The sequence below is a fragment of the Nocardia sp. NPDC050175 genome, assembly GCF_044459885.1.
In the GTDB taxonomy this organism is placed as follows: domain Bacteria; phylum Actinomycetota; class Actinomycetes; order Mycobacteriales; family Mycobacteriaceae; genus Nocardia.
In genome coordinates this window covers 118153-138006 of record NZ_JBITJI010000017.1, presented here as the reverse complement: position 1 = coordinate 138006, position 19854 = coordinate 118153, and the positions used below count along the sequence as shown (strand labels likewise).

The 19854-nt window shown below is 68.2% G+C and carries 19 protein-coding genes; 7 read left to right on the top strand and 12 right to left on the bottom strand.

What is annotated here, in order from left to right:
* The first annotated feature begins 170 nt into the window (after nt 1–170).
* Together ACIBK2_RS40360 and ACIBK2_RS40355 are read left to right on the top strand one after the other, a co-directional pair.
* Nucleotides 171–2093: an acyl-CoA dehydrogenase family protein gene (locus ACIBK2_RS40360; protein WP_396975558.1), complete on the top strand. Its 1923-nt coding sequence runs from the start codon at nt 171–173 to the stop codon at nt 2091–2093.
* Nucleotides 2094–2265: 172 nt separating this feature from the next.
* Nucleotides 2266–2445 carry a hypothetical protein gene (locus tag ACIBK2_RS40355; RefSeq protein ID WP_396975556.1) on the top strand — a complete coding sequence of 60 codons (180 nt, stop codon included), beginning with the start codon at nt 2266–2268 and terminating at the stop codon, nt 2443–2445.
* Here ACIBK2_RS40355 and ACIBK2_RS40350 read toward each other — a convergent pair.
* Genes ACIBK2_RS40350 through ACIBK2_RS40340 form a run of 3 tightly spaced genes read right to left on the bottom strand, consistent with a single transcriptional unit; the run spans nt 2435 to nt 4868 of the window.
* Nucleotides 2435–3250, bottom strand: a complete 816-nt coding sequence (locus ACIBK2_RS40350) for an exodeoxyribonuclease III (RefSeq protein WP_396975555.1) — start codon at nt 3248–3250, stop codon at nt 2435–2437. The two genes, ACIBK2_RS40355 and ACIBK2_RS40350, sit on opposite strands and share 11 nt — an antisense overlap.
* 33 nt (nt 3251–3283) lie before the next feature.
* Nucleotides 3284–4288, bottom strand: coding sequence for a GNAT family N-acetyltransferase (locus ACIBK2_RS40345; protein WP_396975553.1), 1005 nt, complete (start codon nt 4286–4288; stop codon nt 3284–3286).
* Entirely contained in the window at nt 4278–4868 is a 591-nt protein-coding gene (locus ACIBK2_RS40340) for a peptide deformylase (RefSeq protein WP_396975551.1), read from the bottom strand. Before ACIBK2_RS40340 ends, ACIBK2_RS40345 begins: the two co-directional genes overlap by 11 nt.
* A gap of 188 nt (nt 4869–5056) precedes the next feature.
* Here ACIBK2_RS40340 and ACIBK2_RS40335 point away from each other — a divergent pair, with 188 nt between their 5' ends.
* The 5 genes from ACIBK2_RS40335 (at nt 5057) to ACIBK2_RS40315 (ending at nt 9442) form a co-directional block, all read left to right on the top strand.
* Nucleotides 5057–5401 (top strand): DUF3263 domain-containing protein, encoded by a 345-nt coding sequence (locus tag ACIBK2_RS40335; protein ID WP_357385121.1) that lies wholly within the window; start codon nt 5057–5059, stop codon nt 5399–5401.
* A 19-nt stretch (nt 5402–5420) separates the two neighbouring features.
* Nucleotides 5421–6002 (top strand): LytR C-terminal domain-containing protein, encoded by a 582-nt coding sequence (locus ACIBK2_RS40330; protein ID WP_396975548.1) that lies wholly within the window; start codon nt 5421–5423, stop codon nt 6000–6002.
* A 159-nt stretch (nt 6003–6161) separates the two neighbouring features.
* Nucleotides 6162–6848, top strand: coding sequence for a superoxide dismutase[Cu-Zn] (gene sodC / locus ACIBK2_RS40325; RefSeq protein ID WP_396975546.1), 687 nt, complete (start codon nt 6162–6164; stop codon nt 6846–6848).
* Nucleotides 6849–6861: 13 nt separating this feature from the next.
* On the top strand, nt 6862–8007 hold the full coding sequence (locus tag ACIBK2_RS40320) for a glutamate--cysteine ligase (protein ID WP_379284310.1): 1146 nt from the start codon (nt 6862–6864) through the stop codon (nt 8005–8007).
* 130 nt (nt 8008–8137) lie between these two features.
* A complete protein-coding gene (locus ACIBK2_RS40315) occupies nt 8138–9442 on the top strand; it encodes a DUF5933 domain-containing protein (protein ID WP_396975697.1) in 1305 nt (434 codons plus the stop codon).
* A 146-nt stretch (nt 9443–9588) separates the two neighbouring features.
* Here the strand turns inward: ACIBK2_RS40315 and ACIBK2_RS40310 are convergent, their stop codons facing one another.
* From ACIBK2_RS40310 to ACIBK2_RS40270, 9 genes are all read right to left on the bottom strand, one after another.
* On the bottom strand, nt 9589–9717 hold the full coding sequence (locus tag ACIBK2_RS40310) for a type II toxin-antitoxin system Phd/YefM family antitoxin (RefSeq protein ID WP_396975544.1): 129 nt from the start codon (nt 9715–9717) through the stop codon (nt 9589–9591).
* A 101-nt stretch (nt 9718–9818) separates the two neighbouring features.
* Nucleotides 9819–10151: a monovalent cation/H(+) antiporter subunit G gene (mnhG, locus tag ACIBK2_RS40305; protein WP_357385131.1), complete on the bottom strand. Its 333-nt coding sequence runs from the start codon at nt 10149–10151 to the stop codon at nt 9819–9821.
* Nucleotides 10152–10197: 46 nt separating this feature from the next.
* Nucleotides 10198–10458, bottom strand: a complete 261-nt coding sequence (locus tag ACIBK2_RS40300; protein ID WP_379284312.1) for a monovalent cation/H+ antiporter complex subunit F — start codon at nt 10456–10458, stop codon at nt 10198–10200.
* Entirely contained in the window at nt 10455–11000 is a 546-nt protein-coding gene (locus ACIBK2_RS40295) for a Na+/H+ antiporter subunit E (protein ID WP_396975695.1), read from the bottom strand. Before ACIBK2_RS40295 ends, ACIBK2_RS40300 begins: the two co-directional genes overlap by 4 nt.
* A 73-nt stretch (nt 11001–11073) precedes the next feature.
* On the bottom strand, nt 11074–12654 hold the full coding sequence (locus ACIBK2_RS40290) for a Na+/H+ antiporter subunit D (protein ID WP_396975693.1): 1581 nt from the start codon (nt 12652–12654) through the stop codon (nt 11074–11076).
* A 29-nt stretch (nt 12655–12683) separates the two neighbouring features.
* Nucleotides 12684–13067, bottom strand: coding sequence for a Na(+)/H(+) antiporter subunit C (locus ACIBK2_RS40285; RefSeq protein WP_396975541.1), 384 nt, complete (start codon nt 13065–13067; stop codon nt 12684–12686).
* Nucleotides 13064–15994, bottom strand: coding sequence for a Na+/H+ antiporter subunit A (locus ACIBK2_RS40280; protein WP_396975539.1), 2931 nt, complete (start codon nt 15992–15994; stop codon nt 13064–13066). The genes ACIBK2_RS40285 and ACIBK2_RS40280 overlap by 4 nt, the downstream gene beginning before the upstream one ends.
* Before the next feature lie 112 nt (nt 15995–16106).
* Nucleotides 16107–17402, bottom strand: a complete 1296-nt coding sequence (locus ACIBK2_RS40275; protein WP_396975537.1) for a hypothetical protein — start codon at nt 17400–17402, stop codon at nt 16107–16109.
* Nucleotides 17403–17537: 135 nt separating this feature from the next.
* Entirely contained in the window at nt 17538–19838 is a 2301-nt protein-coding gene (locus tag ACIBK2_RS40270; RefSeq protein ID WP_396975536.1) for an AAA family ATPase, read from the bottom strand.
* Nucleotides 19839–19854: the final 16 nt, after the last annotated feature.

Below are 19854 nucleotides of genomic sequence, written 5' to 3'. Positions count from 1 at the left end.
GCAGCGGAGGTTGCCGAGTTCTCGCTGGTCCCGCGCCTGTAGATCAACTTCCTACATTCGCGAATGTTAATGCTACAGTCGTGCATGAAGTCGGCTGGATGGTGCCGACCGACCTTGTCGAGCGACCTGCACGCAGGCGCGAGCGCGATGCCACGGCCGAGGAGTCAGCGATGACCGAAACCCTGTTCAACCCGAAGACCTGCGAGTTCGCCGAGTTCGACGCGGAAACCCGGCGGCTGCTGCGCGCGACCGTCGATTGGTTCGAGGGCCGCGGCAAGGCGGTGCTCAAGCAGGAGGATCGGGACCGGGTCTGGTATGCCGAATTCCTCGATTTCGTGAAGCGCGAGGGGCTCTTCGCGACCTTCCTCACACCGGCCGCCGAGGCCAACGGCGATCCGAACAAGCGCTGGGACACCGCGCGGATCGCGATGACCAGCAAGATCCTCGGCTTCTACTCCATGCAGTACTGGTACGTCTGGCAGGTCACCATCCTCGGCCTCGGCCCGATCTGGCAGAGCGACAACGCTGCGGCCAAGCAGCGCGCCGCCGCGCTGCTGGACTCCGGCGAGATCTTCGCCTTCGGCCTGTCCGAGAAGGAGCACGGCGCCGACGTCTACTCGACCGATATGACGGTCGAGCCGCAGCCGGGCGGCGGCTATCGGGCCACCGGCGGCAAGCACTACATCGGCAACGGCAATCAGGCCGCGCTGGTGTCGGTGTTCGGCCGCCGCTCGGACAAGCCGATCATCGACAGCTCCAAGGCGCTGGAAAGCAAACCGACGCAAGAGGATTACGAGGGCTACCTGTTCTTCGTCGCGGACAGCAAGCACGAGAACTACCACCTGCGCGGCAATGTCGTCGACGGTCAGATGTACGTGGCCGCCTTCGATCTCGACGGGTATCCCGTTGCCGAGGAAGACATCCTGCACCGCGGTGAGGCCGCCTTCCACGCGGCGATGAACACCGTCAACGTCGGCAAGTTCAACCTCGGCTTCGGTGCCGTCGGTGCCTGCGAACATGCCTACTACGAGGCCATTACGCACGCGGAGAACCGAATCCTGTTCGGGCACCGGGTAACCGAGTTCCCGCAGGTGCAGTCGCTGATGACCGACTCGTACGCGCGGTTGATCGCGATGAAGCTCTACAGCGAGCGGGCCATCGACTACATGCGTTCCGCCTCGCCCGACGACCGGCGTTACCTGCTGTTCAACGCGATCGAGAAGATGACCGTCACCCGGCAGGGGCAGCGGATCATCGAGGACCTCGCCGACGTGATCGCCGCCCGCGGTTTCGAGAAGGACATGTACTTCCCGATGGCGATGCTCGGCCTGTTCGGCCTGCCCCGGCTCGAGGGCACCGTGCACGTGAACATGGCCCTGGCACTGAAGTTCATGGCCAACTACATGTTCCATCCGGCTGACGCCGGCCTCGCCGCCCTGCAATTCCTGCCCGGTGCCGGTTCCGCGCCCAAGGGCACGGTGCGCGCGGTCTCCGGTGCACTGAGCTGGTCGAGTCGCCGCCTCGCGCCCCGCGCCGGTGCCGCAGTGCCGAAGCTGCGCGCCGAATTCGCCGGTGCCGCATACGCTCCCGTGCCGACCCGCCGCGACACCGCCGACGACGAATTCCTCTTCCGCCAGGGCCCGAGCAGCGGCCTCGGCCGCATCCGCTTCAGCGACTGGCGCCAAGTCTTCGAAAAGTTCACCCACATCCCGAACGTCGCCGTCTTCCTCGAGCAGGCCCTAGCCTTCCAAACCCTCCTCGCCGCCGCGGCCCCCACCGCCGCCCAGCAACGCGACGTCGACTTCCTCTTCGCCCTGGGCGAACTCTTCACCGCCCTCCCCTACGCCCAACTCATCCTCGAACAAGCCGAAATCGAAGGCACCAGCCCAGCAGTCCTCGACCAAATCTTCGACAACTTCGTCCGAGAATTCGCCAAAAACGCCCTAACCCTGCACACTAAACCGGCCGCCACCAAAGCCCAGCAAACCCGGTCCCTCGACCTCATCCGCCGCCCAATAGCCGACCGAGCCCGCTTCGACCAGGTCTTCACCGAGGCCAGGTCCCTGTCAGGCACCTACGAAATGAACTCGTAGAAACGGGAACATCCGGCCAGCCGCCATCGCGATCGAAGCGCCCGAGCACCGTTGGCGCGTCGATCAGCCGAATCGCCGACGATCACGGAAATGGGTGATGACCTCGACAGATTGGCGGTCGCGCCAGGTAAAATCCCTTGTAGTTGTCGGTGTGGTCCAATATCTTTCTGCTATGACTGCTGTCGAGGAGTCTCTTATGGCCGCTGAGTCTCTAATGACTGCCGAGGAGTTCGAAGAACTCGCTCGGGCGGCTGATCATATTGCGGAGGGTGTGCGGCTCGAGTTCATCGACGGACAACTGGGGGCAAAGGCAATGCCGGATGGGTCCGACCGGCTGATAGTCAGTCGGTGAAGTCGGCTATTACGGGGGCGTGGTCGCTGGCGCCCTTGCCTTTTCGTTCTTCGCGGTCGACTACGGCGTCGGTTGCGTGGGTGGCCAGGGCGGGGGAGGCGAGGATGAAATCTATGCGCATGCCCTCTTTGCGGGGGAAGCGGAGTTGGGTGTAGTCCCAGTAGGTGTAGACGCCGGGGCCGGGGGCGAAGGGGCGCATGACGTCGGCGAAGCCGGTGTCCAGGAAGGACTGGAAGGCGTCGCGTTCGAGTTGCGAAGTGTGGGTTTTGTTTTCGAAGAACTCGGGGGACCAGACGTCATCGTCGGTGGGGGCGATGTTCCAGTCGCCGACGAGGGCGATCTTGGCCTGCGGGTCCTCGGCGAGCCAGCGGGCGCCGTTGTCGCGCAGGGCGGCAAGCCATTCCAGCTTGTAGGTGTAGTGCGGGTCGTCGAGCGCGCGGCCGTTGGGGACGTACAGGCTCCAGACCCGGACACCGCCGCAGGTGGCACCGAGCGCGCGCGATTCGACGACCGGCGCGCTGATCAGCGATTCACCGGCCTCCTTGTCGAAGCCGGGCTGGTTCGGGAAGGCGAACTCCACATCCTTCAGGCCGACCCTGGAGACGATGGCGACGCCGTTCCACTGGTTGATGCCGAGATGGGCGACCTCGTAACCGAGTTCGTCGAACCGCTCGAACGGGAACTGGTCGTCGCGGCACTTCGTCTCTTGGATCGCCAGTACGTCGATGTCCTGGCGGTCCAGAAACTCCGCCACCCGGTCGAGCCGGGAGCGGATCGAATTGACGTTCCAGGTGGCGAGGCGCACAGCGGCCTTCCTTCGTAGGGATGTAACTCCGTTTTACCGGAGGCCGGCGGACCGGTGGGGATGGTTCGTCGGGGATGCGTACCGATACATGTGGTGTTCGACGAAACCCAGCTCGCGATACAGCGCTAGGGCGCCACTGTTTCCGGCCTCGACCTGAAGGTACGCGTGCGTCGCACCACGACTGTGACCCCACCGGATCAGCTCGGCGCATACCAGCGAACCGAGCCCCTTCCTGCGATGCTCCGCGCCCACCGCGACACAGGTGAGACCGATCCACCGCCGCCCGTCCGGCGCCGTGGTTACCGCTCCGCGACCGATCGCGATCGGCGTCGGCACGCCGAGCGAGGCGAACCCGAGCTCGCCGTCGCGCACGGCGGTCAACACCTCGACATCCAGCTCCCGCGCCGAAAGTCGTTGTGGTGTCGGCGCTTCGCCTTCGTAGCGGTTCAACTCCAGCCAGGCGTCGTCCGGTGTGGTGGCGACGCGCACCATCGACGGTCCCTGCGGGAGCACGAAATTCTCGATGTCGATGGCCAACATGATGGTCTCGCGCCAGCTGTCCCAACCGGGCGGGATAGGAGCTAGTCGATCCGGCAGCGCGAGCAGCAGCGGCAACCCGTGCTCGGTGTACCACTCGCCGATGCGATGGATCGCCTCCGGCGTCACCACTGCGGGCCCGTCGGAACCACCCAGCGGCACAGCGGAATTCGCGCGACCGGTGTACCCGTGCCCGGCACGCACCAGCCACCCGTCGATCCAAGTGTGCTCGATGCCGGGCCAGGAATCCGCCGCCGCGGCTTCCAGCGACCTGATCTCGCGAGTGCGAATCGGCCTTGGCCCCAGCGCTTTCAACGCGACCACCCGATCCGGCGTCACCGAAACGACCTGCCCGTCGGCCCCTCGCACGGTCGGCGGATCCAGCGACACCAGTTCGCCGATCACATCGGTGAGTGGCTGCGGATAACCGGCTGGCAGCCGATAACGCAGGACCACGCGACGGCCGAGCGGGATGTCTGGAAAATCCGGGTCAGTCGTCATGGCCGAACGGATCCGCGACAGTCCCGGGAATCCAGCTGAGTCCCGGTGTGCCCCAACCGTTGCGCTTGATCGCCTTCTTCGCCGCGCGGGCATTGCGCCCGATCAGCACGTCCACGTAGAGGAAGCCGTCCAGGTGCCCGACCTCGTGCTGCAGCATGCGGGCGAAGAAATCCTTGCCCTCGATCTCGACCGCGTTGCCGTGCTCATCGGTGCCGGTGACCTTGGCCCATTCGGCACGACCGGTCGGGTACTGCTCGCCGGGCACCGACAGGCAGCCCTCTTCGTCGTCGTCCGGGTCCGGCATGGTCTCCGGGATCGCCGAGGTCTCTAACACCGGGTTGATCACGGCGCCGCGGCGTCTGGTCGCGGTGCCGTCCGGCTGGACGTCGGGGCAGTCGTAGACGAACAGCCGCAGCGGCACGCCCACCTGGTTGGCGGCCAAGCCGACACCGTGCGCGGCGTCGAGCGTGTCGTACATATCCGCGATGAGCTCGGCCAATTCCTCCGGTGAATGGGTGACCCGCTCGGTCGGGTTGTGCAGAACCGGGTCGCCGACGATCACGATCGGGAGGATAGCCATGGGACCAATTATTGCCGCGCCGCCCGGTCGCCGACCGTGCGGGGGCGGCAACCTTCCCGCGACACGCCTACCGGCAGGTAGGGAACACGCCGCGCCGTACCCCCGGCGATCCCACGCTCTCGTGGTTGAATGATCCGCGACGTACAAGCACCATTTTTCGTCTGGTGGTAACTCGGCGAGGGAGCAAGATGGACGGCGCAGCGGCACGGAACTTTTCCGCGATCCAGGGCGACCCTTCCGCGAGCGACGATGTCACGGCAGCGGAAACGACCGGCGACGGCGACGGCCTGAGCCGTCGCGAACACGACATCCTGGCCTTCGAGCGCCAGTGGTGGAAGTACGCGGGGGCCAAGGAAGAAGCCATCCGGGAGCTGTTCGGCATGTCGCCCACCCGGTACTACCAGGTGCTCAACGCCGTGGTGGACCGGCAGGAGGCGCTCGCCGCCGACCCCATGCTGGTCAAGCGGCTGCGCAGGCTGCGGGCGAGCAGGCAAAAGGCCAGGGCCGCGCGACGGCTCGGATTCCAGGTATGACCGGGCTAGGCTCGACTAGGTGAGCTACCCGAATCCCACCTCCGGTGGGCCGCCATTGCGAGCGTTGGCGATGGTGTTGATCGCACTGGCCATCGTGTTCGGTGGCCTTGGGGCGATGTCGCTGTCGAAGTCCGATGCCGACAGCTCAGGATCCGGACCCTCGGAGTCGGCCACCTCGACCAGCGCCAAGCCGGTACCGCAGGTGCCCGCGGCCACGACGGCCCCGAAGACCCCCGATGCCGCGTCGTCCACGAGTGTCGCACCGACGTCCGCGGTGACCACCACGCCGACGACCACGACCCCGGCGACCACCACGGCCGCCGCCAAGGCGGTTCCGGTGACCGTGCTCAACAACAGCATGATCGTCGGGCTGGCAGGCAAGACCGCGGGCCAGCTCACCGCCGAAGGCTGGAATGTCGTCGAGACCGGCAACTACCCCGGCGCGAATATCCCGAAAACCACGGTGTACTACGGCAATTCGCCGGGCGACAAAGAGGCGGGCCAAGCCATCGCACAACAGCTCGGCATCACCGCGGAACCGAAGTCGAGCGGATTGGGCGAGTCCTCGCCCGGGGTAACCGTCATCGTGACGGGTAACTGACAACTGGCGACCTGGCCGCGTCAACTGGCGACGTGCCGCTGAACGGGCCTGTCACGGCGCGACACGGCGGACGTGGCATCATCTTGTCCGGTAACGAACGTGTCCACCCAGCTTTACTCGTAAACTTCGTAAACTCGGTACTCATAAAGGAGTTCCCCGATGGCCCCGTCCACAACTCGTCGCCCGTCCTGGCGGACTGTGACCCCGGTGCTCGCGATCGCGGTCCTCGGCCTCGCAGGCTGCACCAACAGCCAGGAGTCGAGTGATGTGCAGGGGACGACCCCGCCGGTGTGGAGCGGTGCCGCCGCCCCGCCCGCGAGCGAATCCGGCAAGGAAACCGGCAGTGCCGACGCGAACACGGGTGTGAAGGTCGACCTGAAGGACGCCGCGGGCGCCTCGGTCGCCACCGCGAACATCGTCAAGGACGGCAACCACCTGCAGTTCACCGTCGAGGCGCACGGCCTGCGCCCCGGCTTCCACGGCCTGCACGTGCACTCGATCGGCAAGTGCGAGGCCAACTCGGTCGCGCCGACCGGTGGCCCGGCCGGCGACTTCCTTTCCGCCGGTGGCCATCTGCAGGTCGGCAGCGCGAACACGCACCCGGCCAGCGGCGACCTCACCTCGCTCGAGGTCCGCTCGGACGGCACCGCCAAGCTGGTCACCACCACCGACGCGCTGACGCTCGACGACCTGAAGAACAAGGCGTTGATGATCCACGCCGACGCCGACAACTTCGGCAACATCCCGAACCGATACCTCCGGGCCGACGGCGTTGCCGGCCCGGATGATACGACGCTAGCGACAGGCGACGCGGGCGGCCGCGTTGCCTGCGGTGTGATCCAGTAGCGCAGGAGCCGATATGGCCGGGGCAGGCAGAGAACACGTTCCCTTCCATGGATCGCCCCGGCCCACCATAGGCATCGAGTGGGAGATCGCACTCGTCGACAAGGTGAGCCGCGATCTATCGAATACCGCTGCGGCGGTGTTCGATTCGCTGGGCGATCTGCATGCGCACGATGGCACTCCACAGGTGACCAAGGAGTTGTTGCGCAACACGGTCGAGCTCGTCACGGGGGTGCACGAGACCGTCGGCGAGGCGGTCGATGATCTGCGCGGCACCATGGACGCGGTCCGGCGCGCCGCCGACCCACTGGGGGTCGACCTGTTCTGCGCGGGCACCCATCCGTTCGCCCAGTGGTCGGCCCAACAGCTGACCCGCTCGGAGCATTACGACGAGCTGATCGAGCGCACCCAGTGGTGGGGCAGGCAGATGATGATCTGGGGCGTGCACGTGCACGTCGGAGTTTCGCACCGGGACAAGGTCTTTCCCATCCTGAACGCGCTGCTGATCCACTATCCGCATCTGCTGTCGCTATCCGCGTCCTCGCCGATGTGGGCGGGCGCCGACACCGGTTACGCCAGCAACCGGACGTTGATGTTCCAGCAGCTACCCACGGCCGGTCTGCCGTTCCAATTCGAAAACTGGCAGGGGTTCGAGCATTTCGTGCACGACCAGTTCAAGACGGGGGTGTTCGAGCAGCTCGGCGGGATGCACTGGGACATCCGGCCGGCGCCGAAGTGGGGGACGATCGAAGTCCGGGTGTGCGATGGGGTGTCGACGCGCGCCGAGCTGGCGGCGATGGCCGCGCTGATCCACTGCCTGATCGTCGACTTGGACCGCAGGCTCGAGGAGGGCGAGACGCTGCCGTCGCTGCCGCCGTGGCACGCGCAGGAGAACAAGTGGCGTGCCGCCCGCTACGGCTTGGACGCGATCGTCATCGTGGACGACAAGAGCAACGAGCGGTTGGTCACCGACGACGTGACCGACCTGCTGAACCGGTTGGAGCCGACCGCGAAACGGCTCGGCTGCGCGGACGAATTGGCGTTCGTCGCGGAGATCCCGGAGCGAGGTGCGTCATACCAGCGGCAGCGAAAAGTCGCCGCCGCTGCTCAAGGCGACTTGGTCGCAGTGGTAGACGCGCTGGTCAAGGAGCTCGAGCAGTAGTCGGCCCAGTGGGTTCGGTTGCCCACTGTTCAGTCGGCCAGTGGGATGGCGTTCACCCCCCGTTTACTATGGTCGAGTGCTTGTCGAAGACCCGGGACCCAGAGTAGGAAGTGCCGCTCCTCGGTTGCGTGTGCCGCCGACCCGGGTATGGGTCGCGGCGGGCGTCGCCGCGGTGCCGGTACTGCTGATCGTGCTGCAAATCGTGGCGATGCGCGAAGGGTTCCAGGGCCCGCTCGGCAGCCTATGGCAGGACTATGTCGGCACGCCCAAGTCGATGTCGGTGCCGTGGGCGGGCTTGGTCCTTGCGCTGGTTGGCATTTCGACGCGCCGCCGGATCATCGCGCTGAGTGCGGCGGTGGCCATCGACCTGGTGTGGTTGGGTGTCCGGCTGCTGGCCGGTGCGTCGTTCGCGATCGGCAACGGTCCGGTGATCGTGCTCACCGGGCTCGCGGTGTTCGCCTGGCTGCGCTGGGACGGCACCGAACGGCGCAACGCGTTGCACGCGGCCGCGCTCGGTGCGCTGCTCATCCTCGCCACCAAGGTCGGCGACGTGTGGTTGCACGTGACGGTCATGAGCAGGCCGACGGTGCTCGACGAATACGTGCTGCTGGCCGATCACGCGCTGGGCGATCCGTCCTGGGTGATGGGTCGGGTGCTCGACGTGCTCGGCCCGGTCGTCTACGGGGTGCTGCACTGGGTCTACATCGAGCTGCCGGTCGCGGCGATCGTGGTGGCGGTGTGGCAGCTGCGCCGGGTGGTGTCCAGCGGCCGCTGGCCGACCCACTATCTGGTGCGCACGTTCCTGGTGCTCGGGCTGGTCGGCCCGATCGTCTACGTGATCTTCCCGGTGGTCGGGCCGATGTTCGCCTTCGGCGCGGACGGGCACGGACTGCAGCTCGGCAACTATTGGCCGAGCGTGGTGCCACCACTAGACCGCAACCCGATGCCGATGCCCTTCGACTCGGCGACGCCGCGCAACTGCATGCCGTCCATGCACACGGCCTGGGCACTGTCGGTGTTCCTGCACACCCGCCGCGACACCGACGGCGGTCGCGCACCGAGCCTGGTGCGCTGGGGCGGCGCGTTCTGGCTGCTGGCCACGGTCACCGCGACCCTAGGCTTCGGTTACCACTACGGCGTCGACCTCGTCGCCGGCGCGGTCCTGTGCCTGACCGTCGAGTCGGCGCTGCGCGATCCCGAACGCGGCTGGGGCTGGTTCCGCATCCGCCTCGTCGCAGGCGGCACCGCAGTCCTCGCCATCCTCCTGCTGTCCTACCGCTACCTACCGGTCTCAATGGCCGAATACCCAGTCCTCGCAGGCACCATCGTCCTAGCCCTACTCGCAGGCCTGGCCGCCGCCTTCCACGCCACCTGGTTCGCGGGCCAACGCCAGACCACAGCGTCACAGCGCGAAGTGGAGACCGCCGCGCGCTGAGGTTCGCAGTGCGGCGGTGTCATTCGTCTACGCCGTTGTGGTTACCGAGGGTCGCGCGCTGTCTCGAGGGATGCGATGGATCGCGCCAGGTGTAGCGCATTGGCCGGGTTGCCGAGCAGGTAAAGGGTTCCTTCAAGGACTCATACTCACGAAGAGATCACGACGGCTGGTTCGTGTCCTGTCAGAGTAATGACCACTTCCTCGAGGTCTTCGGTCGCAGAGTCGAGAACTGCGGTCAAGTCGGCGCATGCCTCGGTTATGGGTACGACTCGCATGGCTGATCCCTTCCTCACTCCCGGAGTGTCAGGCTCCCAGTGCATAGTCCGCTACGACCGAGATAGATCTTCGGGTTTCGGTAGAAATCGAATGGCTGAGCTCAGTCGATGCTGTCGCCGAGTTCGTTGACGGTCAGTAGGCCGTCGCGGTGGCTTTGTTCGCGGTAGGCGGTGCGGCTGATCAGATGGGCCACCACCGGGGCGGTGAGCAGGGTGAAGAGGCCCACCAGGACCAGGGCCCAGACGTTGCCGTGGCCGAATAGCTCGATGCCGGCGCCTGCCAGGACCAGGATCAGGCCGATCACTTGGGGTTTGGTGGCGGCGTGCATGCGGGTGAGGGTGTCGGGGAAGCGCACGATCGCGATCGATGCGGTCAGGGCCAGGGTTGCGCCGAAGAGGATGAGTGCGCCGGAGATCCACTGCCACACGGTCATCGGTTGCCTCCGGCCCGAAATGCCATTCGTCTCAGCAGCATTGGGTTCACTGTTCGTCCTTCACTCGGAAGCGGGTGACGGCGGCCGAGCCGAGGAAGCCGACCAGGGCCAGCGCGATGATCGCCGGGATGATCGTGGTGTCCTCGCTGTAGGCGGCCCAGACGGCCAGCCCGGAGGCGGCGATCGCCATCAGCGAGTCGATGCCGACGATTCGGTCCAGGGTGCTGGGCCCGGCCAGAATGCGATAGCTGGTGATCACGGCGGCGGCCGTCAGCAGCACGCCCGCGATAATGGCGACAACAGTCACGGCGCCACCTCCGGCGGCCTGGTCGGGGTCGAGCGCCATTCGGAGTGGCGCTCGAACGACGAGATGAGCAGCTTCTCCAGGCGCCGGGTGGTCCGGTAGAACTTGTCCACCGCCGCGTCGCTGCTCACGTCGAGCACGTGCACGTAGACGACGCAGCGCCGCCGATCGATCTCCAGCACCATGGTGCCCGGGATCAGGTTGAGCAGGTCGGTGCACAGCACGAGCACCAGATCGGATTTGGTGCTCAAGTAGACGCGCAGCACCCCGGAGACCGGCGGCGGCGCGGGCCGGATCGCGAACCACGCCACCTGCAGGCTGGACTCGATCGCGTAATACGAGGCCACCACGATCAATTCGACCAGCGACAGCGGATGCAGCCGCCCGTTGACCGGCACCCGTGGCAGCGGCAGCGCCACCATGATCAGCGCGCCCACCGCGAGCCCGGCCAGCACATTAGCGATGCTGAGATCGCCCCACAGCGCGATCCAGACAACGGTCAGCCAACTCAGCACGCCGACCCGCACGACGGTCTCGCGACTCACCCCGCTCATGCCTGCACCTCGCTAGCGCTCGGCTCCGGCATGCGCGATGCGCGCTGGCACATGATTCGCTCGCTCATTTGCCCGCCCCCGGCTCCGGCGGCGAATTACCAAGTACCGCAGTGATGTACACGCCGGGATCGCGCAGATCCTCGGCCGCCCGGTCGGCGATGCGCAGGATCGGACCCGCGAGCACCGTCAGGCTGAGCCCGACCGCGACCAACGCCGCCGTCGAACCGACCATCAACAGCGGCATCCGGCCGGGGTGCGTGCGCTCGTCGTAGAGCACGTCCGTCGAATCCTCGATCAGCGATGGAGTTTTCGCGGCGGTGAGGTGTCCCTCGGGTGCTTCCACCCGCGGCCGCCAGAAGGCCTTGCTCCACACCCGCGCGATGGCGTACAGCGTGAGCAGGCTGGTGAGCACCGACCCCGCCACCAGCGTCCAGGCCAGTACGCTGCCGTCCTCCGCACCCGCCTGCAGCAGCGCGACCTTGCCGATGAACCCCGAGAACGGCGGAATACCACCGAGATTCAGCGCGGGAATCAGGAACAGCACGGCCAGCAGCGGACTCGCCGTCGCCAGGCCGCCGAGCCTGCGCAGCGAGGTCGAGCCCGCCTGCCGCTCGATCAGGCCGACCACCAGGAATAGTGCCGTCTGCACCAGAATGTGGTGCGCCACATAGAAAACCGCGCCGGACAGCCCGGCCGTGCTGGCCAGCCCGACCCCGAAAATCATGTACCCGATGTGGCTGACCAGGGTGAACGACAGCAGTCGCCGGATATCGCTCTGCGCGATCGCGCCGAAGATGCCGACCAGCATGGTGAGCAACCCGCACACCAGCAGGATCGAGTCGAACTCACCGCCGGGGAACAGCAGCGAGTGCGTCCGGATGATCGCGTACACACCGACTTTGGTGAGCAGGCCGGCGAACACCGCGGTCACCGGCGCGGGCGCGGTGGGGTAGGAGTCGGGCAGCCAGTTCGACAGCGGGAACACCGCCGCCTTGATGCCGAACGCCACCAGCAGCACCGCGTAGATGGCCGTGCGGGTGCCCTCCGGCACCGCACCGAACCGCTGGGCCAGCTGCGCCAGATTCAAGGTGCCGGTGGCCGCGTAGGTCATGCCGATGCCGGTCAGGAAGATCAGTGACGCCAGCATCGAGACCATCACATAGGACACCCCCGCGCGGATCCGTTCCTCGGTGCCGCCGACGGTGAGCAGCACGAACGACGCGGCGAGCAGGATCTCGAAGCCGACGAACAGGTTGAACAGGTCACCGGCCAGGAACGCGGCCGAGACACCGCCGGTCAGCACCAGATAGGTGGGCCGGTAGATCGAGGTCGGCTGCCGTTCGTCGCCGTCGCGGATGTTCTGTCCCGAACCATAAATCGCGACGGCGAGCAGCACGATCGAGGAGACCAGCAGCATCCCCGCGGACAACCGATCCACCACCAGCGTGATGCCGATCGGTGTCTCCCAGTTGCCGACCTGCAGCGCGGTGGTGCCGTCGCGGTCGGCCAGATACAACAGCAGCCCGCAGATGACGACGACGGCGGTGAGCGCACCGAGCATGAACGTGCGCTGGGTCCGTGGCCTGCGCCCGAAGACCAGGGTGCCTGCCGCCGCGAGCAGCGGCACCAGCACGGGTAGCGGCATGAGGATCGGCAGCAGGCCGGGGGAGAGGTTCAATCTTCCGGGTCCTCTCGCTCGCGCCTGCGGGCGATATCGACGTCTTCCTGGTCGTTCTCGACATCGTCGGTGGTGGTGATGGTGTAGGAGCGGTAGGCCAGCGCGAGCACGAACGCCGCGAGGCCCATGGTGATCACGATCGCGGTGAGCACCATCGCCTGCGCGAGCGGGTCGGCCGTGTCCCGGTGCGTGGTGTCGGTCTGGCCTTGGATCGGCGCGCGGCCGTCCCGGCCCGCGAGGGTGATGATCAGCAGGTTCACCGCGTTGCCGAACAGGATCATGCCGAGCAGCATCTTCGACACCGCGCGCTCCAGGATCAGATACACCCCGCAGGCGACCAGGACCCCGATCACGATCAGCAGCGTCAGGTTGGCGGTCATTTGACGGAACCTCCAGCGGTCGGGGAGGTTTCGCTGACCGCGAGCTCGCTGTCGAGTCGCGCGCCGAGACTGCGCAGCACGTCGAGCACCAGGCCGACGACGATCAGATAGACGCCGAGATCGAAGAACAGTGCGGTCACCAGCTTGACGTGGCCGAGCAGCGGCAGCGTCACCTCGAAGATCGCCGAGGACAGCGGGGGCACGCCGAAAAACAGTGAGCCGACCGCGGTTCCGGCGGCCAAGGCCAGTCCGGCCCCGAGCAGATGACCCGCGTCGACCGGCAGCGCCTCGCCGAGTTCGTATCGGCCACCGGCGAGATAGCGCAGCGTCAGCGCGAGCCCGGCGGTGAGCCCGCCCGCGAAACCGCCGCCCGGCGCGTTGTGGCCGGAGAAGAAGAAGTACACCGACAGCACCATGATGGTCGGGAACACCAGCCGGGTGGTGATCTGCATGACCATCGAGCGGTCCGCGCGATCGACCAGCCGTCCGGCGGGCAGCCAGCTCACCAGATCCGGGTCGTAGTTCGGCGAATCGGCGGCCCGCGGGGCGCTGCCGAAGCGGCGGCTGCGGAACACCAGCGAGGCGACACCGGTCGCGGCGACCACCAGCACCGAGATCTCGCCGAGCGTGTCCCAGGCGCGGACGTCGACGAGCAGTACGTTGACGGCGTTCTTGCCGCCGCCGAATTGGTAAGCGGCGTCGGGGATTCGGTGCCAGATCGGTTCGGCGGTGCGGGCGGCGACGGCGAAGGCGCCGAGCACCGTGACGGCCGTGCCGACCAGCGCGGCCAGCACCGCCCGGCGCGCCTTGAACGGCGTGGCCCGGCCCGCCTCGATCTCCGCCGGGAACGCGCGCAGCACCAGCACGAAGATGACCAAAGTCAGTGTCTCGACCAGGAATTGGGTCAGCGCGAGATCGGGCGCGCCGTGCAGCGCGAAGATCACGCCGCAGCCGTAACCGGTGACCCCGACCACGAGCACGCTGGCCAACCGGTTGCGCAGCACCGTCGCGCCGAGCGCCATCGCGATCAGGATCCCGCCGATCACCGCCTGCAACGGCGAATCCCACAGGCGCAGTTGCACTCCGGTGCGGGTGCCGATGGCGAGCAGTACGGTCGGCAGGATGATCAGCGTGCCGAGGATCGTCGCCTGACTCAGCGGCAGCGACCCGCGCTGCACCGCGCCGGTCATCCGCAGCGACAGCTGATCCATGCCGCGCAAGGCCGCGTCGTAGGCCCGGTCCGCGTTGCCGAGCCGTGGCCGGGCGGGATCGCGGAGGCGATCACGCAGCCGGAACAGCGCGACGCCGCCCGCGATGATCGCGACCGTCAGCGCCAACGGGACGGTAAAGCCGTGCCACAGCGACAGATAGGACAGCAGATCCTCGGAAAACGTTTCCGCGTAAGGACTCAACAGGCGATCCGTGCCCGGTGCCGCCAGACCCGCGGCCAGGCTCGCCACCGCGAGCACCGCGGGCGCGGCCAGGAACAACGCACTCGGCGCGTGCCAGCCGCCGTCTTCGACGCTGTGCGCGCTATCGCCGGAATCCGCTGTCGGCCCGGCGCTTTCGGTGGCGTAGTCGGACACTCTGCGCACCCGGTGCGCGCCGTGTGCCGTCGGCCGCGCGACCCCCGGCTTGTCCGCGAAGGCACCCCAGACGAAGCGAATGCTGTAGCCGACGGTCAGCATCGACCCGAGCACCACACCGACCGCAAGCACCACCCGCGCGGGCCCGGCGAGGGTATCGGCGTCCAGGATCGCGCCCAGCGCGCTCTCCTTGCCGACGAACCCGACCAGCGGCGGAATCCCGGCCATGCTCAACGCGGCGAGTATCGCGATGCCGCACAGCACCGGGGCGCGGCGGCCGAGCCCCGAGAGCCGACGCAGATCCCGGGTGCCCGCCCCGTGATCGATGATCCCGACGACCATGAACAGGCACGCCTTGAACATCGCGTGCGCCACGATCATCGCCACCCCGGCCAGCGCCGCGTCCGGCGTGCCGATGCCGACCAGCACGATCAGGAAGCCGAGCTGGCTCACCGTGCCGAAGGCAAGCACCAGCTTCAGATCGACCACCTCGAGCGACCGCAACCCGGCGAGCAGCATCGACGCCACGCCCAGGGTGAGCACCAGCGGATGCCAGACCGGGTTCTCCGCGAACACCGGCGCCAGCCGCGCCACCAGGTACACACCGGCCTTCACCATGGCCGCGGCGTGCAGATACGCGCTGACCGGCGTGGGCGCTGCCATCGCGCCGGGCAGCCAGAAGTGCAGCGGCACCACGGCGGACTTGCTGAGCGCGCCGATCAGGATCAATACCACCGCGACGTTCACCGCGAGCCCGTGCGGCGGATGCGCCTGCGCCAGCAGGTCGGAGAGCAGGTAGCTGTGGTTGGTCTCGCCGAGGATGATCAGCCCGACCAGCATCGCCAGCCCGCCCGCGGCGGTGACCAGCAGCGCCTGGATGGCCGCGCGCCGACTGTTCGCCTGCTCGGCATTGTGGCCGACGAGCAGGAAGGACAGCACCGTCGTCACTTCCCAGAAAACGAAGAGCAACAGCATGTTGTCACTGGTCACCAGGCCGAACATGGCTCCGGCGAAGCCGACCATCTCGGCCGCGAACACCCCGAGGCGCGGCTCGTCGTCCTCGAAGTAGCTGGCGCAGTAGCAAAGGACGAGCGCACCGATGCCGAGGACCAGCGCCGACATGATCGCGGCGAGCGAGTCGAACCGCAGATCGATGTTCATCTCGATGCTCGGCGCCCACTCCAGCCGAACCCGCTGTGTACTACCCCAATTCGCGACGACCCAGACCAGGCCGCCGAGCGGGACCAGGGCAAGCACGTAGAAAGCGTTGCGTCCCAGTGCCCTTACCCACAGCGGTGCGACGAGCGCGGCTGCGGCGAGGGCGAGCAGGATTGCGAGCAAACTGCACTCCGTCGGGTAGGGGCGGCGGGGTGGTGCGGGACAATCTTACGTGGAGCCTGGGTATTTCCGCGTCCTCGTCGAGTATGGCGTCGGGTACACGGCGCCGCCGGGGCTATATGTCCGCTAACGCTTCGTCGCTGGTGGGGTCGGTCGATTGCGGTCGGCCGCGCGGCCGGAAGTGGTGCAGCACGGCGAGGCCGACCGCGCTGCCGAGCACGATCGCCAATGCGGCGCGGCCGGGTGTGGTGTCGTGCGCCGCGCCGTCGGGCACGTGCCAGCTCTTGGTGTCGTCCGGCAGCACGGAAATGACCGTCGGCAGGTAGAGGGCGGCGAGCGCGAGCACGCCGCTCGGGGCGAACTGCGGCCGGGCGGTGGCGCAGCAGTAGCCCGCGGTGACCGCGAGCACCGCGCTGCCGAGGGAGAAGAGGATCCAGTTCGCCTCCGGCGGCGTGCTGATCGAGAAGACGGCGATGCCTGCAAGCAGGGCGACGGCCAGCGGCACCGAGGGGCGCCTGGCACCGGCGAACAGGCCGACAGCGGTGAGCGCGAGCAACGCCCAGACGCTCCAGCCGGGCCGGGCGGCGTAGCCGAAGGCGTCGGCGGCCGCGGTCAAACTGACCGCGAGATAGACGCCGTACCCGTCGCGGCCGGGCAGCAGCATGGCCGCCGCGGTGGCGGCGAATACGGTGGCGGCGGCGGTGAGCCCGATATCGACCGCGTGATTGATCGCGGGTGCGTTGGTGTACTGCCGTTGCAGCCATTCGGTGACGGCGAGGATCACCAGGGCCAGCACCATGGCCGCGAGGATCGGCGCCACCGGAAGTTCGATGGACAACCGCGCGGGCTCGGGCTCGCCCGCCTTGGTCCGATTCCGCAGGGTGCTGAGGACCAGCAGCACCATCGCCAGCCCGATCAGCCAGCTCGGTGGCGTCTCCAGCACGTCGAACGGGTCGTCTTCGATGTCGAGGAAGTCCGCGAGGTCGCTGAACACGAAGAACCCGGCACAGCCGAGCGCGTAGCCGCCGGCCAGTACCGGCTTGCGCAGCGCTGCGACACCGAGCCCGCCGAGCAGGATCCCGGCGCACGCCGCGTCCACGTAGTTCTGTGTGGTGAGCATGTCGGCGGACGAAACATGGCGGCCGGCAACGTGATTGGCCAGCTGCGCGATGGTGCCGAGCAGGGCGACCGCCCACGCGGTGGCCGGGCGGAAGGCGGTGCCGACCAGCACCGCGACCGCGACGGCGACGATCACGCCGATGGCCGCGCCGCGCGGCACGCTGTCCCACAGGTTGGTGATCTGATACGGCGTGCTCTCCCGGATCGAGGAGAAGGTGACCGGCAGGAACAGCGTCACACCCGCGACCGCGGCTCCGAAGAAGGCCGTGACCGCGTCGAACGCATCACCCATCCGCCGCACGTGCCGAACATACCTGCGCGCGACCTGCGATTCTGTGATTGCCATCACTTCGCGGGCGCATGTCGAAATGGGCGAAATGCCAGAAAGCTGGGGTTTACAGTGCGTTTGCCGTCCGGTCGGCAAACGTTAGAGGTACCGGCCTTCGTTGCCCGTCGGCTGGCCCCGCGTCTCCGCGTACCGGCGCAGCGACTCGACCTGCAGCGCGTCCAGCGAGGGCCGGACCGCCGCGCGGGCCGCCGCCACATCGGCCGCGGTGACGTCGGCGGCGTCGAGGTCGCGGCGCATCGCCGTCAGCGCGGCCTCACGCAGCAGCGCGGCACAGTCGGCGGCGGAGTAGCCGTCGAGCTTGCGGGCCAGCGCGGCGAGGTCGACATCGCGGGCCAGCGGCACCGAGCGCCCGGCCGTCCGCAGGATCTCCAGCCGCGCCGCGCCGTCCGGCGGCGGCACGAAGACCAGCCGCTCCAATCGTCCCGGCCGCAACAGCGCCGGGTCGATCAGCTCCGGCCGGTTGGTCGCGCCGAGCACCACCACATCGCGCAGCGGTTCCACCCCGTCGAGCTCGGTGAGCAGCGCGGCGACCACCCGGTCGCCGACGCCGGAGTCGCCGCTCTGGCCGCGACGAGGTGCCAGCGCGTCCACCTCGTCGAGGAAGATCAGCGACGGCGCGGAATCGCGTGCGCGCTGGAACAATTCGCGTACCGCGCGTTCGGAGGAGCCGACCCACTTGTCCATCAGTTCGGCGCCCTTCACCGTGTGCACGCTGAGCTGACCGGTACTCGCCAGCGCCCGCACCAGGAAGGTCTTGCCGCAACCGGGCGGACCGTAGAGCAGCACGCCGCGCGGCGGGTCGATGCCGAGGCGGGCGAACGAATCCGGGTGGCGCAGTGGCCATAACACCGTTTCGGTCAGCGCCTGCTTGGTCTCCACCATGTCGCCGACCTCGTCCAGCGTGAGGCTGCCGATGGCCAGCTCGTCCATGCCCGAACGTGACAGTGGCCGAATCACTTTCAGCGCGTCGACCAGATCCGGTTGGGTCAGTTGCGGATCGGTGTGGCCCTTGCTGGCCCGCGACGCCGCCCGCAGCGCCGCCTCCCGGCACAGCGCGGCCAGGTCGGACACCACGAATCCCGGTGTGCGCGCGGCGATCTCGTCGAGCTTCAGCTCGGCCGTCGGGACTTTGCGCAGCAGCTGTTCCAACAGCGATTTGCGCACCGCGGCGGTGGGCAGCGCGAGCGCGAGTTCGCGGTCGCATAGATCGGGCGCGCGCAGCCTGGGGTCGATCCCGGCGGGGTGCGCCGTGGTGGCGAGGAAGGCGACGCACGGCTCGGCGACCGCGGCCCGCAGCTGATCGAGGATGAGCGTTGCGACCGGCTCGGCCTGCGCGGGCAGCAGCGCGTCGATGTCGGTGATCAGCAGGATGCCGCCCTGGCCGGAACAGACGTCGGCCACCGCCTCCGCCACCGCGCGCAGCCTGGTGCCGCTCTCGGCGGCCCCGATCGTCGGGCCGTCCAGCTCGACCATGCGGCGCGGCGCGGTGACCGCGCGGGCCAGGGTGGCCTTGCCGACACCGGCCGGGCCGGTGATCAAGACGCCGAGACGCGGTGTGGCGCCGAGGGTTTTGAGCAATTCGGGCTCGTCGAGGGCGAGGCTGAGCCACTCCGCGAGCTTCGTCGCCTGGCTGTGCGCACCCGCGAGATCCTTGACGGTGATCTGCGGATCGGTATCCCGGACGGCCGCGCTCCGGCCGTCCGGTGCGCCGTTCGCGGCGGCCGCGCCGTCGAACGCGGCCGCCTCGGTCGCGGCGCGGGAGGCCTCGCCCGCCGGGATCGGGCTGCCCGCCAGCGCCCGGTCGGCGGCGTCCCTGGCCGCGACCACCCCGGCACCCCAGACGACCGCGGTGTTCGGCTGCACGCTGACCGGACCGCGCAGATCGGTCGCGGTGACGGTGAGCAACTCGGTGGTCCACGCGATGCCGAAGGTGCGCGAAAGTGCTTGGGAGGCAGCGGCGGAGCTGATCTCCGGGCCGAGATCGCGGGGCAGCAGCGAGACCGTGTCACCGACGGTCACCACCTTGCCGAGCAGCGCCTGGCGCAGCGTCGCCGCCGGGATGGTGCGGGTGGCGTGCACCGAGCCGCTCACCGAGATCTGTTTGGCGCCGTACACGGTCACCGGCGCGACGACCACCGTCGCGTCCTCGCGCAGGCCCGCGTTGGACAGCGTCACATCGTCGAGCAGCGCGACCCCGGCCGGGGTGTCCGCCGGGGCCACCCCGACCACCGCCGCGGTGCGCCGCGCACCGACCAGCGCGATGCCGTCCCACTCACGCAGCCCGAGCGCGGTCAGCGCCTCCGGGTGCAGCCGCACCACGCCACGGCGGGCGTCGGCAGCGGAGGGATTGAGCCGAGCGGTGAGCGCGAGTTCTGCCACCGTGCCATTCTGCCGC

Bases quoted from the DNA above. Each gene is read 5' to 3' on its own strand.
- ACIBK2_RS40360 (WP_396975558.1), top strand. From the start codon at position 171: ATGACCGAAACCCTGTTCAACCCGAAGACCTGCGAGTTCGCCGAGTTC.
- ACIBK2_RS40355 (WP_396975556.1), top strand. From the start codon at position 2,266: ATGACTGCTGTCGAGGAGTCTCTTATGGCCGCTGAGTCTCTAATGACT.
- ACIBK2_RS40345 (WP_396975553.1), bottom strand. From the start codon at position 4,288: ATGACGACTGACCCGGATTTTCCAGACATCCCGCTCGGCCGTCGCGTG.
- ACIBK2_RS40340 (WP_396975551.1), bottom strand. From the start codon at position 4,868: ATGGCTATCCTCCCGATCGTGATCGTCGGCGACCCGGTTCTGCACAAC.
- ACIBK2_RS40335 (WP_357385121.1), top strand. From the start codon at position 5,057: ATGGACGGCGCAGCGGCACGGAACTTTTCCGCGATCCAGGGCGACCCT.
- sodC (WP_396975546.1), top strand. From the start codon at position 6,162: ATGGCCCCGTCCACAACTCGTCGCCCGTCCTGGCGGACTGTGACCCCG.
- ACIBK2_RS40320 (WP_379284310.1), top strand. From the start codon at position 6,862: ATGGCCGGGGCAGGCAGAGAACACGTTCCCTTCCATGGATCGCCCCGG.
- ACIBK2_RS40310 (WP_396975544.1), bottom strand. From the start codon at position 9,717: ATGCGAGTCGTACCCATAACCGAGGCATGCGCCGACTTGACCGCAGTT.
- mnhG (WP_357385131.1), bottom strand. From the start codon at position 10,151: ATGACCGTGTGGCAGTGGATCTCCGGCGCACTCATCCTCTTCGGCGCA.
- ACIBK2_RS40290 (WP_396975693.1), bottom strand. From the start codon at position 12,654: ATGCCGCTACCCGTGCTGGTGCCGCTGCTCGCGGCGGCAGGCACCCTG.
- ACIBK2_RS40285 (WP_396975541.1), bottom strand. From the start codon at position 13,067: ATGACCGCCAACCTGACGCTGCTGATCGTGATCGGGGTCCTGGTCGCC.
- ACIBK2_RS40275 (WP_396975537.1), bottom strand. From the start codon at position 17,402: ATGGGTGATGCGTTCGACGCGGTCACGGCCTTCTTCGGAGCCGCGGTC.